Origin of the sequence: Croceicoccus naphthovorans (assembly GCF_001028705.1) — a bacterium.
GTDB classification, from domain to species: Bacteria; Pseudomonadota; Alphaproteobacteria; order Sphingomonadales; family Sphingomonadaceae; genus Croceicoccus; species Croceicoccus naphthovorans.
Genome location: NZ_CP011770.1, coordinates 1795246 through 1809224 on the forward strand (window position 1 = coordinate 1795246; position 13979 = coordinate 1809224).

The window sequence follows — 13979 nt, forward strand, 5'->3', positions numbered from 1 at the left end:
GATCCCGCAAACCCGCCATCAAACCGGAACCGGTCAATCGCCTCTCCGTTCCCAAGGTTCATGCGCCGCGTTTATAACCTGACCCTCAGATCGGTGGCCTTCGGACCATTTCTATGCCTTGCTGCTTGCGGTGCCGCGCCGGTAGCAGACCCGTTCGACGACACGGGTGAATTGATTGCCCTGTCCGGTGCCGATGCCGGGCCGGAAGCGGCGTGCCACACGTGTCACGGGCTCGACGGCGTCGGCGATGGCGCGCTGGTGCCACGTATAGCGGGCCTGGACGCAGGATACATCGTCCGCCAACTGGGCTTTTACGCAGATGGTCAGCGCATGCATCCGCAGATGTCGTGGCTGGCCGGAAAGCTGGACAGCGCGGAAAGGCTCGCGGTCTCAGCCTATTATGCACAAATGCCCTTGCCGCCTGTAAGCCGGGTGGGTTCAGCCCCCGGCTGCTCGACGTCGATGGCAAGGCTTTATCGGGAAGGCGACCCGGATCGCGGCCTGCAAGCGTGCGCAAGCTGTCATGGATCACAGGGCCAGGGCGTCGGTCTCGGGAACCCATCCCTGACAAATCAGAGTGCCCGCTATATCGCAGAGCAATTGCAGCGATGGCGCGACGGTCGCCGCTATGGCGATGCGATGGGGGCGATGCAGAAGGCGGCTGCCGGTTTGCGCGAAAATGAAATCAGACCCCTGTCGGATTATATTGCCGGTGGTCCGGTGCCTCCGGATCGTCCTGAATTTCAGGAAGAATGCCAATGACGGTATCGTCGCGGTCCCAGAAGTGATGTTTTAACGCTGCACCGACGTGAAGCGGAACCAGCGCGGCCAGACCGATCACGCCCAGAACGTGCAACCATTCTGCCCAATCCAGAACGCGATACTGCCATCCCGGCGACAGGGTATGAAATGGCATGGGTGGGATCGGCACGATGCCCGCGAGACGCAGCGGTTCCACCGGCTGGATTGCCGACCACATCGCCCACCCACTCAACGGTAGCAGCGCGAAAAGACCATAAAAAAGATAATGCGTCAGATGCGCCGCCTTGCTTTGCCAGCCGGGAGCATCGGCATCATTGATCGGATCCGGTATAAACAGCCGCCAGCCAAAGCGCAGGATGGCAAGCAGCAGGATCGACAAACCGATCTCACTATGCAGTTCGTAAGCATCCAATTTGTCGCCGCCGACCGGCCTGCGCGTCATTATCCAGCCCACCCAAAGCTGAAACAGGACAAGCGCGGCCATGATCCAGTGGAACCAGACCCCAATGGGAGAATACTTGCCCGCATTCGTGTAGCTGACCGCCCATTTCCGGATAAGGTTATGCAGCTTCATGGATCGCCTTGTCGCCGAACATGCGGTACAGCAAGGCAAGCGCAGCCAGCAGGTAGATGGCGCTGGCGGGTGCCCACATGATGATGCCCGCCATCTGCTGATCGTCTAGCGGGCTCCATCCCCATGTCTGCGTGGTGAGCCAGTGCGGCGCGTACATGGCATTGGGGGCAAAAGTCAGCAACGCGCCCAGCGCACCCATCGCGACCATCGTTGCCAAGAGCGACAACACCGCCGCAGGTGCGGCCGCCTGCAAGACCCTCGCCCACCAGATCGTCGCGGTCCCCACGATCGTCAGTTGCATCGCCCAGAACACCGCATCGTTGCTCATCGCAGCGGCATAGGCCGGGGGCGCGTGCCACAGCCAGAAGGTCAGCGCGTGAATTGCGGTTATGACCGGAAGACCGATACCTAGACGCGTTTTGTCGAGCCGGAACGTCGCCACTGATAGTGGAGCCAGCACTGCTGCCAGTATGAGATCGTGGATGACACGAACTGAAAACAGGGCCGATCCAAGCGCACAAAAAGGGCTGATGTAAAGGAAACCTACCAAACCAAGAACTGAGATGGCGGAGCCACGCCTGACCCTTGCACGAGAGATCTGCAAGGCCACAGCCGCCACCCCAAACGCGATAAGAAGAACGGGATCGAGGTTCCAGCGTTCGAGCAATGCCGAAGGCACAGGTGCGGCTCCACAATAAGGGATCCAGGCAAGCAAGCGCATTCCTTTTTCGGCAACCGAGTTCAGGGAATGAAAACATTAATCGGGGTGCTCGTTCCCGCCTCAGACTAGCCTCTTTTTCACATTCCGTCTCGCGGCAAGGGGTAGCTGACCTGTTTCTCGGGTAGAGCAAGGACCATCAAGGCGATGGTTTCGTTGTAATCTCGAAGGAGTTAGCCATGACCGAAACCATCGATATGATCCACGAGGACGCGCTTCCCGGCCACGAAAGCGCCTTGGAACCCAAACCGGATTGGCAGCCGCGCTATCCGGGGTCCGGCCGCCTAAAAGGTAAAGTGGCTATCGTAACCGGAGCGGACAGTGGCATCGGCCGCGCCGTGGCGGCTCTTTACGCTCGTGAAGGCGCAAAGATTGCAATCGTCTACCTTCTTGAAGACGACGATGCCGAAAAGACCAAAGCGATCGTGAAGGACGAGGGCAGCGAAGCGATCTGCATCAAGGCGGACATTGGATCGAAAGACGCTTGCAATACCATCGTCGACAAAACTCTGGAGGCGTTCGGCAAGATCGACATTCTCGTCAACAATGCAGGGGAGCAGCATCCCGACGACGACATAGTAAATATCACCGAAGAGCAATTGCGACGCACTTTTCAGACAAACATTTTTGGCATGTTTTTTCTTACCCAAGCTGTCCGCCCGCATCTCGGCAAAGGTGCGAGCATCGTCAATTGCACCAGCGTTACGATGTATCAGGGCAGTGCATCCCTGCTCGATTACAGCTCGACGAAGGGTGCAATCACCGCATTCACCAGATCGCTCAGCGAGAACCTCGTGGGTGATGGCATTCGTGTGAACGCGGTTGCGCCCGGTCCGATCTGGACGCCTCTGAACCCGTGTGGAGGTGCAGACAAGGAAAAGCTAGAGCATTTCGGGGAATCGACGCCGATGGGCAGGCCCGGCCAGCCCAACGAAGTTGCGCCGGCATTCCTGTTCCTCGCCTGCGAAGATGCAAGCTACATGAGCGGGCAAGTGCTGCACCCCAACGGCGGCGTAATCGTCAACGGCTGATCCAGGCTTTGAGGTTTCGGGCGCCGTTTTCCAGTTCGGCCCGGAACCCGCCCTGCCTCATCCGGTTGGGTTTCATGACATGCAACGACGCGAGGTACGAATGGCAGATGAAAGCGCGGAATGGTGGCAGGGAGCAATCATCTACCACATTTATCCGCGCAGTTTTCAGGACTCCACGGGGAACGGGATCGGCGATCTTCGAGGGATAGAACAGCGGCTGGATTACATCGCGCAGCTGGGTGTTGATGCCATTTGGATTTCACCCTTCGCCAAATCGCCGATGCGTGATTTCGGCTACGACGTTTCAGACTATCTCTCGGTCGACCCGCTTTTCGGCAGCTTGGAGGATTTCCAGTCTCTGCTGAAGGCCGCGCATGATCGCGGTTTGAAAGTAATGATGGATCAGGTTCTGTCGCATACTTCCAGTGAACATCCGTGGTTTCTGGCAAGCCGGGAGGGGCGGGGCAACGCCAAGGCGGACTGGTATGTCTGGTCCGACCCGGCACCGGGCGGAGCGCCACCCAACAACTGGCTATCCGTATTTGGCGGTTCGTCCTGGCAATGGGAGCCGCGCCGGGGGCAATACTACCTACACAACTTCCTGCGCGACCAGCCCGATCTCAATTATCACTGCGAGGACGTGCAGCAAGCTGTACTGGACGTGTGCCGGTTCTGGCTTGAAATGGGTGTCGATGGCTTTCGCCTCGACGTCTGCGCATTTTATTTTCATGACCCTTCGCTAATCGACAATCCTCCGGCGGAAGCACCGCAAGGGTCGCACTTCATGTTCAACCCCTATTCGTTGCAGGAACATCGTCACGACATCGCGCAGCCAGAAAACCTGCAGTTCCTTGAAAAGCTGCGGGCGCTGGCCGACGAATACGATGATCGGGTGCTTCTGGGCGAATTGCATCAAAGCGATGGCGAGGCGCTCCATCACGCCTATACCGGCCCGGATCGCCTGCAACTCGCCTATGGCTACTGGTTGCTCGGTGCCGACGAACTAAACGCGGAAACAATCCGCAAGACTGCCACGGACTTGCGCTTCGGCCCTGATGATGGATGGCCTTGCTGGGCGCTGGACAATCATGATTTTCATCGTGCGGTCTCACGTCTGGGCGTGGAGGAGAGCCCCGACGCAGCCCTTATCGCACTGATCGCCCTAACCTGCATGCGTGGTGCAACCTGCCTGTATCAGGGATCCGAACTCGGCCTCCCGAACGCCGATGTTCCTTATGAAGATCTTCTCGATCCTTACGGCCGCGAGTTCTACCCCTCCTTCATCGGTCGCGACGGTGCGCGTACGCCGATGCCGTGGGATGCAGAAAAACCCCATGCTGGCTTTAGCGAGGCAAAACCATGGCTACCCGTCACCGAACCCCATCGTCGACTATCGGTGCGGCAACAGGAAACTTTACCCGGATCGACCCTTAATCGGATGCGCCGTTTTTTGAACTGGCGCCGGGAAATGCCTGCTCTTCGCCTAGGTGAAATGCGCTTCCTCGACGTTCCCCAAGACGTACTTGGTTTTGTCCGGACATACGATGGGCAAAATATATGCTGCTTGTTCAATCTTTCGGCGACTGACGTTCCGGTCCCGCTGGATTTGATTGACTGCGGCGAACAGCTACATGGGCACAGCTTTGCCGCCGTATTGGAAGACGAGGTTCTTGTCGTTCCCGCCCACGGCGCCTGGTTCGGGGCTTCAAGCTGATGCGGCCCGGTCGCGAAGCGTTGATCGCGGAAGCGATGTTGCACGATCCGAGATCGAGCCACGCTGATGCAGAGTGGTGGCGCGGCGCCATGTTCTACGAAATCTATCTTCGCAGCTTCAAGGACAGCGACGGCGACGGGATCGGCGACCTTAAGGGCGTGCTGGACAAGCTCGATTACGTTGAGAGTCTGGGGGTTGATGGTCTGTGGCTGTCGCCTTTCTATCCCTCACCTCAAAAAGATTTCGGCTACGATATCACCGACTTTTGCAACGTCGATCCCATGTTCGGATCGATGGGAGATTTCCTGGATTTGATTGGAGCGGTTCATGACAGAAATCTGAAGTTGCTGATCGATCTGGTGCCGTGCCACACCTCGGAAGAGCATCCCTGGTTCCTGGAAAGCCGGTCAGGTCAGAAAAACGCCAAAGCCGATTGGTACGTCTGGGCTGATAGCGCGCCGGATGGCGGGCCGCCCAACAACTGGCTTTCCAGTTTTGGTGGTTCGGCTTGGAAATGGGATCCGCGCCGGTCCCAATATTACTACCATCCCTTTCTGACCTGCCAGCCTGCCTTGAACCTGCGCAACCCCGACGTGCTGAAGGCTATTATCGGTGTGTTCGAATACTGGATGGAACGCGGCGTGGACGGTTTCCGGCTCGATGCCGTACAATGCCTCTGCTGCGACCCTTGGCTCAGGCCCAATCCCCCTGCCCCCAGTGGCGAAGCGAACATCATGGTCGGCGGCGGCCCCAACAATCCCTTTCGCAAGCAATTGCATGTATTCGATCGTGACGTGCCGGAAGCGATCCCCATTCTGGAGGCAATGCGCGATGCAGTGCGCAGCTATGAGCCGGAGCGTGTGCTAATCGGCGAACTGGCCGATGTCGATTCCAGCAGGATGGCCGTGAAATATACCTTGAGGGGAGAGCGCCTGCACGCGGTCTATGACTTCGACCTGATCAACGCCGCAAAATCGCTCGACGATTGGCGTGACCTGCTCAGCATTCGAGCCCGGTTCATGGCGTCCGGTTGGATTATGAACGTCTTCACCAACCACGATTCGGTCAGGGCTGTCTCCAATCTCACATTGTTCGCCGAGGAAGAAGGTGATCGCGCAGCTGCGGCAAAGTTATTGCTTTTCATGCAGTCAACCCTACTGGGCGGCGGCATCATTTTCCAAGGCGAAGAACTGGGTCTGCCCCAGCCAGAGCTGGAGTACGAGGATTTGCAAGACCCATGGGGCAAGAACCTCTGGCCCGATTTCGCGGGCCGCGATGGCGTGCGCACGCCGATCCCGTGGACCCGGTCGAAAACAAAGGCCGGCTTCACCACCGCCAAAAAGGCGTGGCTGCCCGTACCGCCAGAGCACTCTTGCCTCTCTGTATCGGCGCAAAACTCAGACGAAAATTCGGTCCTGAATTTTTTTCGATCACTGATGGCGTGGCGGCGGAAGGAGCCTTTGATCCGTTGCGGGGATGAACTGGTCTACGATGTCGATGTTGCCCCGGTGATTGCCTATGATCGCTTTGATAAGGCCCGCTGCCTGACCTTCGTCGTCAACGTAAGTCTCGATCAGCGATGGTTTCCGACTGACGACAGCGACGAACTTATTGATCTGGACGGTTGCGTCACCAAGAAATCCAAGCATGGCATCGAGCTTCCACCGCTCGGATTTGCGATCATCCAACGGGGCGAACGGGCTGGAACCGTTGAAAGAAGCGTTTTCAACTGACCGGTCGAGAAGTGAAATCTTTTCTCACTTCCAGATAGCTGGCCGGATCGCCTCTCCTTTGTTCGATTGCTTGAAAGAGTGACTTGGCAGATCGTCAGAGCGTTCAATCGAGCGGTAAGACTTGCCACAGTTCCACGCCTGCATTTTCCGTGCGGCGAATTTTGCATAGTTCTCTCTCACCCTCCCAAAGCGTCGCCGAACGGTCCGGTGCTTCTCGATGAGCATGGATCAAAGCACCAGCGGCATCCTGAGCGTCGAATTCAATTGCTTTTCCCGGCTCCCCATCTTTGCCATCGAAAACAAGCATGTAATGCATGAACTTGACTCCTTGGTTAGTTTAGAATTCGGAAAAAATATGCCGACTTTAGCTTAATCATACACAAGCGATGGACCCGCCCCGCCCCCACGGCACTGTGAGGACCGGAGCAGATCGGTCTCAGATTGTCAGTAAGTCATCCCATAATACGAATAGACCGTATTCCCGTAATCGCGATCCCATTCAGGCTCGCGATCACGCTCGTAAGAGGGGGCATCGGGTAGACGAGACTTGTCGCTTTTGAGGGTGTAACCTCCCTCGTCGACGTCATATTCGAGAGCATCCCAAGGGACTGGCCGATATTCCTCTCCCATGCCGAGGAAGCCGCCGCAGCTCATAACCGCGTATTCGACGCGACCGTTCCGCTTTCCAAGCATGACATGAGATATATGGCCGATCTTGTCGCCATCAGAGGCGTGGACGGTCGTGCCGTCGACTTTATCGGACGCGATGAGGTTATGAGTTTCATCGCGATCTGTATCCGCGTTTCTGCTCAATGTGTCAGTTCGGTCTTCCATGGTCTTTCCTTTCAGGTGTGACATCTCCCGTGCCAGATCATATTCCAGGAAGCCTTCCGACCCTGCCCTAACCTAGGACAAGATTCACTGGCGAAGCCGCTGGACCGTTTTTGAGTCGAGATGAACGGGCTGGAACAACCATCTTGGACGACGAAGGGGGTGCGATTATTGGGTGACGTGACCCCCTGATTTTCCTCCAATTTGGATTAGAGTCCGGCCCTTACAGAAGGACGGACGAGATGAAGAGAACGAGGTTTTCCGAAGAGCAGATCATCGGTGTGCTGAAGGAGGCTGAGGCGGGTGCGAAGACCGCTGACCTGGCCCGGCGACACGGAGTGTCGGAAGCGACGATCTACAACTGGAAGTCGAAGTATGGCGGGCTGGAGGTGTCCGATGCCCGCCGACTGAAGGAGCTCGAGAGCGAGAACGCGAAGCTGAAGCGGTTGCTCGCCGATGCCATGTTGGACCAGGCCGCGTTGAAGGATCTTCTGGCAAAAAAGTTCTGACGCCCGCCGCCAAGCGGGAAGCTGTCGCTCATCTCCAGGCCTGCCACGGGATGAGCGAGCGGCGGGCGTGCCGTGTCATCGATGCTGATCGCAAGAGCGTGCGTTACCGTTCCACCCGGGACGATGACGCCGATCTGCGTGAGAAGCTGCGCGAGCTGGCCAACCAGCGTCGGCGGTTCGGCTATCGCCGTCTGCACATCCTGCTGCGCCGGGAGGGGATCATGATCAACCGGAAGAAGACCCAGAGGCTCTACCGTGAGGAAGGGTTGGCGGTCAGACGACGACGCAGTCGCAGGCGTGCTGTGGGCACGAGAGCACCTGCTCCGGTGCTGGCGCTGCCGAACCAGCGCTGGAGCCTGGACTTTGTTCACGACCAGATGGCTTCGGGAAGACGATTCCGGGTGCTCAACGTGGTCGATGATGTGACGAGGGAGTGCCTGGCAGCGGTGCCGGATACGTCGATCTCCGGGCGCCGTGTCGTGCGCGAACTGACTGAGCTGATCGCGCAGCGTGGCAAGCCCGGCATGATCGTCAGCGACAATGGCACCGAGCTCACCAGCAATGCGGTGCTGGCATGGTGTGGGGAGATCGGTGTGGAGTGGCATTACATCGCACCGGGAAGGCCAATGCAAAACGCTTACGTCGAGAGCTTTAATGGCCGCATGCGGGACGAACTGCTCAATGAGACTTTGTTCCTCAGCATGGCTCACGCCCGCGTCGAGATCGCTGCCTGGGTGGAGGACTACAACCGGGAGAGGCCGCATTCTTCCCTCGACTACGACACCCCGGCGGCGTTCGCCGCCAAACTGGATAAGCAATGGCCAGCTTCGCTACGCCCTACGGGCTCCGCTACGCAGCCCATTGCTTCAACCGCGCTCATGCGCAACAACGCGGTCCGGCTCTAATCCCAGCTGGGGGAAAGCTGGGGGTCACGTCATCATCAACCTTACCTATTGTAGGATGAGCAGCAGAAAAATTATTTCTAACATCCCTGCACTGACTGAGCATAAAATAGCCAGTTTCTGATATTAAATTTAGCTTTAAACAAAGATCTAAAAGCTCGCTGTCACGAAGATCTAAAAGCTTCTTCTCATCAAAATCCTTGTCGATAATTTGCGGAACAATTGTAATGCCAAAACTTCGCACTTTTTCGCGAAGCTGAATGACTGCAGCATTCCAGGCGTAATTTAGGGGACCTATATACTTGTGTGACCCATTGACTTGGGTCTCATAAACACCTATAAATGGGGCATCGAAAGGGAAAACTCCGATGCTCAAGTCCTTCAACAGCCTGATCCAGATGATGGAAGCCATCCCCGACGAACAGGCGGCGATTGACCATTTCACGGCAATCCGTTGGAAGAACGGCGCATTTTGCCCCCACTGCGGTTCGACCCGCGTCTATCACTTTTCTGACAAGCGCAATCACAAGTGCGGCGACTGCCGTAAGCGGTTCTCGATCCGCGTCGGCACGATCTTTGAGGACAGCAAACTGCCACTGCGCAAGTGGTTGCTGGCGATCTGGCTGATTACGTCGCACAAGAAGGGTATCGCCAGCACACAACTCGCCAAGGATATCGGTATCACGCAAAAATCCGCGTGGTTCGTCACTCAGCGCCTACGCGAAGCGATCCGCACGCAATCCTTCAACCGCACCCTCAAAGGTGAGGTCGAGGCTGACGAGACATTCGTGGGCGGCAAAGAGAAGAACAAGCACGCTTGGCAGCGCACCGGCGGTAAGCAGGGCGGTAAAGGTAAGATTGCGGTTCTGGGCGTTCTAGAACGCGGCGGCGAACTCCGCACGACGATTACGCCGAATATGGGTGCGAAAAACGTTCAGTCTGTTATTCGCGAGCACGTCGAACCCGGCGCAAACCTTATGACGGATGAGCACGGTTCGTTTGTCGGTCTCGCCCGCGACTACAATCACCATCGCGTCAATCACAGTTCCGGTGAATACGTTCGCCACTACATTCTGCATTCCAATGGCATCGAGAGTGTGTGGGCGCTGTTCAAACGCCAGATCGTCGGCACGCACCATTGGCTTTCGCCCAAGCATTTGAGCCGCTATCTCGGTGAAATGACATGGCGCTTCAATCTGCGGGAATTGGACGAAGGCGACCGCGTGAATGCGCTGCTGGCACAGACAACCGGACGCCTCACCTATAAGGAATTGATCGCGTGACAAACGGCAATAAGCGCGAGAAACCGTTATATCTCGATATGGACCCGGACGAGGCCTTCCAGAGATTCTTGCAGACTGATCCCAAGGAATTGAAGGATCGCATAGACAAGAAAAAGGCCCCGCCGAAGCGGGGCCAAGGTGATGATGGGAAGGCAAGACCGAAGTCTAAACCCAATGACCGACGCTAGGGCCTAAGCCGGGAAAGAGCGCCAGTGTGCGCGGACGTGCTCAACACGACCAAAGCGCAGACGGAAGTAGGAGCAAACCCACACCATCGCATTTCTCTTGCTGTTGGCGAAGGAACATGCGATTCTCAACATTACCACGTGCGAGATCACAGCGGTTCCTCCGCTGGGTTGAGCCAGGGGCCGGCCTTCGGGTCGGCCCTTTTACGTTCCGGCTATCGTTACCGGACCCGCTTAGACATCTAACATCGCACGCACCTCCGATCTGCCGGTTCCCGTTGCAGGACTCCGCAGAACATATGGAGCACGGCCCGGTCGCAGAGTCAATCCGCTATAAACCGTTTCTTCCACAGATGGAAGTTTCAGTAGCGTTTCTCTGGAATTTCGTGTATTTGACCAGAATTCCAATGAGGAGATGCAGCATGGCGCGGATGAGGAGCCCTAATTACCCGAGCCTTTCAATTAGGCAAGCCATTGATATGGTGTCTAAAATCTATCGAACTGAGCGAACAAATGTGATCACTCGGGAGGATGCCGCTAAATCTATGGGTTATTCAGGTCTTACTGGCCGCTCAATGACGGTGCTTGGCGCACTCATTCATTTTGACCTCCTCTCCAAGGCTGGCAAGGGTGAAGTGCGCGTAACTGAGACCGCAGAAGAAATCCTGCACGGCATAACGCAGGAAGAAAGGGATTCGGCGACACTGAAAGCGGCATTCGCCCCCCAGTTGTTTCAGTCCATCCATAGCCGCTTCCCCGATGGAATCCCGAGCGAGGGCACCATCAAGTCATTTCTGATGCGCGAAGGCTTTTCCGACGCTGCCGTTGGACCCGCGATCAACGCTTTCATGGAAACATACCATGAGGTGGAGAATATTCGAGAAAGCGAAAGTTATGGTGGTGGGGCCGATGAGGCCCCAGATTCTCCTGCACAGACACAGGAGACACCAATGCAACCCGCAGCCGATACGCCAACACCTCCGCCGCCGCCCGCCGCTGACGACTTGAATAAGATCAACATGGATATTCGTGGCGATCAGGTCCTGATCAGCGGTCTGCTTGATGCGAAGGGGCTAGGCCTTCTTGAGAAGAAGGTCGCTGCACTCAAAATGCTCTTGGCGGTCCATATGGATGCGAACGATACCGACGACAATGAGACCAGCCCGATAACCGGAATAAATGACAAGCCGCTCAATTAGCCAGATCGCCCAGCCATCGCGCCGGGCTATCTATTCCCGCAAGGCGTCAGCGATTGCATTCAAGGAATTGTCGATGCCGACAAGCCGGTCTGCGATCTCGCCGAGCGCCCATCCAATTTTCATCTGAGAGTAGGCTGTCACCATCTCAGCCGAAATCTCTTCGCCGTTCTCGCCTTCTAATTCAGTTGTAAAGCGACCATCGGCAATCGAGATAACGAACTTAGCCATAATGAGCTCCTTTTGGCGAAGCCTTATCCCACGGCATGGGATGGGTCAAACAGGTATATAGGTCCCTAATTTAGCGCACTATCAAAAAGCCCTGTTGCGACTGCAACACACATTCGCATGAGGCCCTCATCCCTGAGTTCCGCCGGAACTTCATTCAGAAGCTGTGGCAAATTGCCCCATGCGTTGTTTATTTGCTGGTCGCTAGCCAAAACAGATCTCTCTACTCCTAGTGCAGAAGTAAGAGCATCTAACATCGGCCCGCTAAACTGGCCGACTGCAGGCAACGCAACTGGATTATTGGGTACGATTGAACTCATGGAACTGCGACCACCTATTGCCTATGCGTAATCTATGCTATGCATCGACATTAGGCGGTTGAAATGAAAATACAATTACCGCAGCACTTCTTATTACAAACTCGTCCCCCTCAATCGTGCTCCCGATCCCCGGCACCCATGTAAAGCTCCGAGCCGGTTTCCTTAAACACCTTGCTCATCTCCGCCATGCCCTTCTCCGCATCCTCGGCTGAGGCATCGGCGGCAAGGAACCGGTCCGACGGCTGGTTCTGCTTCGCCGCGAATTCCCGCACCTCCTGCGAAATCTTCATCGAGCAGAACTTCGGCCCGCACATGGAGCAGAAGTGCGCGGTTTTTGCGCCCTCTGCCGGGAGGGTCTGGTCGTGGTACTGTTCCGCCGTGTCGGGATCGAGCGACAGGTTGAACTGGTCGCGCCAGCGGAATTCGAAGCGGGCTTTTGACAGCGCATCGTCGCGCACCTGTGCCGCCGGGTGGCCCTTGGCCAGGTCCGCCGCGTGGGCGGCCAGCTTGTAGGTCACCACGCCGACCTTCACGTCGTCACGGTCGGGCAAGCCAAGGTGTTCCTTGGGCGTGACGTAGCAAAGCATCGCCGTGCCGTACCAGCCGATCTGCGCCGCGCCGATGCCGCTGGTGATATGGTCGTACCCCGGCGCGATGTCGGTGACGAGGGGGCCGAGGGTGTAGAACGGAGCCTCGCCGCAGGCTTCCAGCTGCTTGTCCATGTTCTCCTTGATCTTGTGCATCGGCACGTGGCCGGGGCCTTCGATCATGACCTGAACGTCCTGCTCCCACGCGCGCTTGGTCAGCTCTCCCAGCGTGTAGAGTTCTGCGAACTGCGCCTCGTCATTCGCGTCATAGATAGAGCCGGGGCGCAGACCGTCGCCCAGCGAATAGGCGATGTCATAGGCCTTCATGATCTCTGTAATGTCGTCGAACCGTTCATACAGGAACGATTCCTTGTGGTGGGCAAGGCACCACTTCGCCATGATCGATCCGCCGCGGCTGACGATCCCGGTCATCCGCTTGGCCGCCAGCGGCACATAGGGCAGGCGCACGCCGGCGTGGATGGTGAAGTAATCGACGCCTTGTTCGGCCTGTTCGATCAGCGTGTCGCGGAAAATCTCCCACGTCAGTTCCTCGGCAATGCCGCCGACCTTTTCCAGCGCCTGATAGATGGGAACGGTGCCGATGGGCACGGGGCTGTTGCGGATGATCCATTCGCGCGTGTCGTGGATGTTGCGGCCCGTGGACAGGTCCATCACCGTGTCCGCGCCCCAGCGGATCGACCAGACCATCTTGTCGACCTCTGCCGCCACGTCGGACGCCACGGCGGAATTGCCGATGTTGGCATTGATCTTGACGAGGAAGTTGCGACCGATGGCCATCGGTTCGCTTTCCGGGTGGTTGATGTTGGACGGGATGATCGCCCGGCCGCGCGCCACTTCGTCCCGCACGAATTCCGGGGTGACGTATTCGGGGATGGCGGCACCCCACGAATTGCCCTCTATCTCGCGCCGCACGAATTCGCGGCCAAGGTTCTCACGCTCTGCCACGTATTCCATTTCGGGCGTGATGATGCCGCGGCGGGCATAGTGCATCTGGCTGACGTTCTGGCCCGCCTTGGCGCGCAGGGGCCGCTGGACGACGTTGGGGAACGCGGGCACGCCGCCGCTGCGGTCGGGGCCGAGCTGGCCGTTGTCTTCCGGCTTCACAAGCCGCGCGTCGTATTCCTCGACATCGCCGCGGCCCATGATCCATTCGCGGCGCAGCGAAGGCAGGCCCGCCTGAATGTCGATGGTGGCATTGGGGTCGGTGTACGGCCCGCTGGTGTCGTACACGCGCACCGGCGGCTCCCCGCTTGACGGTTCCAGGCTGATTTCGCGCATAGCGACGCGGCGGTTGCCGACGTGGACCTTCTTCGAACCACGGATCGGACCGGTCGTTACGCCGATTTCGAGCTTGCTGTTGATGTCGGCCATTGAGGGGGGAGCCT

At 57.5% G+C, this 13979-nt stretch carries 15 protein-coding genes; 7 read left to right on the plus strand and 8 right to left on the minus strand.

Annotated features, from left to right (window positions below; all coding sequences use genetic code 11):
* Window positions 1–111: 111 nt before the first annotated feature.
* Entirely contained in the window at window positions 112–336 is a 225-nt protein-coding gene (locus AB433_RS20825) for a hypothetical protein (protein WP_047820778.1), read from the minus strand.
* Window positions 337–462: 126 nt separating this feature from the next.
* Between AB433_RS20825 and AB433_RS21780 the strand changes: the two genes are divergently transcribed.
* Complete coding sequence (locus AB433_RS21780; RefSeq protein WP_425389123.1) at window positions 463–762, plus strand: c-type cytochrome; 300 nt, start codon at window positions 463–465, stop codon at window positions 760–762.
* On the opposite strand, the gene AB433_RS09140 is transcribed toward AB433_RS21780, so the two are convergent.
* Complete coding sequence (locus AB433_RS09140) at window positions 686–1336, minus strand: cytochrome b (RefSeq protein WP_047820779.1); 651 nt, start codon at window positions 1334–1336, stop codon at window positions 686–688. The genes AB433_RS21780 and AB433_RS09140 overlap by 77 nt on opposite strands.
* Entirely contained in the window at window positions 1323–2051 is a 729-nt protein-coding gene (locus AB433_RS09145; RefSeq protein ID WP_375782407.1) for a cytochrome c oxidase assembly protein, read from the minus strand. The genes AB433_RS09140 and AB433_RS09145 overlap by 14 nt, the downstream gene beginning before the upstream one ends.
* A 182-nt stretch (window positions 2052–2233) precedes the next feature.
* Between AB433_RS09145 and AB433_RS09150 the strand changes: the two genes are divergently transcribed.
* The 3 genes from AB433_RS09150 (at window position 2234) to AB433_RS09160 (ending at window position 6532) form a co-directional block, all read left to right on the plus strand.
* The gene (locus tag AB433_RS09150) at window positions 2234–3085 is read left to right on the plus strand and encodes a glucose 1-dehydrogenase (RefSeq protein WP_047820781.1); all 852 of its coding nucleotides are present in this window, start codon (window positions 2234–2236) and stop codon (window positions 3083–3085) included.
* Between the two features lie 100 nt (window positions 3086–3185).
* The gene (locus AB433_RS09155) at window positions 3186–4799 is read left to right on the plus strand and encodes an alpha-glucosidase family protein (protein WP_047820782.1); all 1614 of its coding nucleotides are present in this window, start codon (window positions 3186–3188) and stop codon (window positions 4797–4799) included.
* Entirely contained in the window at window positions 4799–6532 is a 1734-nt protein-coding gene (locus AB433_RS09160; RefSeq protein WP_053059085.1) for an alpha-amylase family glycosyl hydrolase, read from the plus strand. Before AB433_RS09155 ends, AB433_RS09160 begins: the two co-directional genes overlap by 1 nt.
* 103 nt (window positions 6533–6635) lie before the next feature.
* On the opposite strand, the gene AB433_RS09165 is transcribed toward AB433_RS09160, so the two are convergent.
* Both AB433_RS09165 and AB433_RS09170 read right to left on the minus strand, forming a co-directional pair.
* Window positions 6636–6848, minus strand: coding sequence for a hypothetical protein (locus tag AB433_RS09165; RefSeq protein ID WP_047820783.1), 213 nt, complete (start codon window positions 6846–6848; stop codon window positions 6636–6638).
* A 128-nt stretch (window positions 6849–6976) separates the two neighbouring features.
* Window positions 6977–7366 (minus strand): PRC-barrel domain-containing protein, encoded by a 390-nt coding sequence (locus AB433_RS09170; RefSeq protein ID WP_047820784.1) that lies wholly within the window; start codon window positions 7364–7366, stop codon window positions 6977–6979.
* 239 nt (window positions 7367–7605) lie between these two features.
* Here AB433_RS09170 and AB433_RS09180 point away from each other — a divergent pair.
* Window positions 7606–8777 (plus strand): IS3 family transposase gene (locus AB433_RS09180; protein WP_156170623.1). Its coding sequence is split into 2 segments (ribosomal slippage): window positions 7606–7858 and window positions 7858–8777, totalling 1173 coding nucleotides; the frame shifts between segments, so codons are not numbered across the junction.
* Here the strand turns inward: AB433_RS09180 and AB433_RS20940 are convergent.
* The gene (locus tag AB433_RS20940; RefSeq protein ID WP_218916932.1) at window positions 8749–9186 is read right to left on the minus strand and encodes a hypothetical protein; all 438 of its coding nucleotides are present in this window, start codon (window positions 9184–9186) and stop codon (window positions 8749–8751) included. The genes AB433_RS09180 and AB433_RS20940 overlap by 29 nt on opposite strands.
* Here AB433_RS20940 and AB433_RS09185 point away from each other — a divergent pair.
* Window positions 9173–10057 carry an IS1595 family transposase gene (locus AB433_RS09185; RefSeq protein WP_218916933.1) on the plus strand — a complete coding sequence of 295 codons (885 nt, stop codon included), beginning with the start codon at window positions 9173–9175 and terminating at the stop codon, window positions 10055–10057. The genes AB433_RS20940 and AB433_RS09185 overlap by 14 nt on opposite strands.
* 607 nt (window positions 10058–10664) lie before the next feature.
* Entirely contained in the window at window positions 10665–11441 is a 777-nt protein-coding gene (locus AB433_RS09195) for a hypothetical protein (protein ID WP_156170763.1), read from the plus strand.
* A 30-nt stretch (window positions 11442–11471) separates the two neighbouring features.
* Here AB433_RS09195 and AB433_RS09200 read toward each other — a convergent pair whose 3' ends face one another.
* Complete coding sequence (locus AB433_RS09200) at window positions 11472–11669, minus strand: hypothetical protein (protein ID WP_047820788.1); 198 nt, start codon at window positions 11667–11669, stop codon at window positions 11472–11474.
* Window positions 11670–12096: 427 nt separating this feature from the next.
* Window positions 12097–13965 (minus strand): phosphomethylpyrimidine synthase ThiC, encoded by a 1869-nt coding sequence (thiC, locus tag AB433_RS09205; protein WP_047820789.1) that lies wholly within the window; start codon window positions 13963–13965, stop codon window positions 12097–12099.
* Between the last annotated feature and the right edge of the window lie 14 nt (window positions 13966–13979).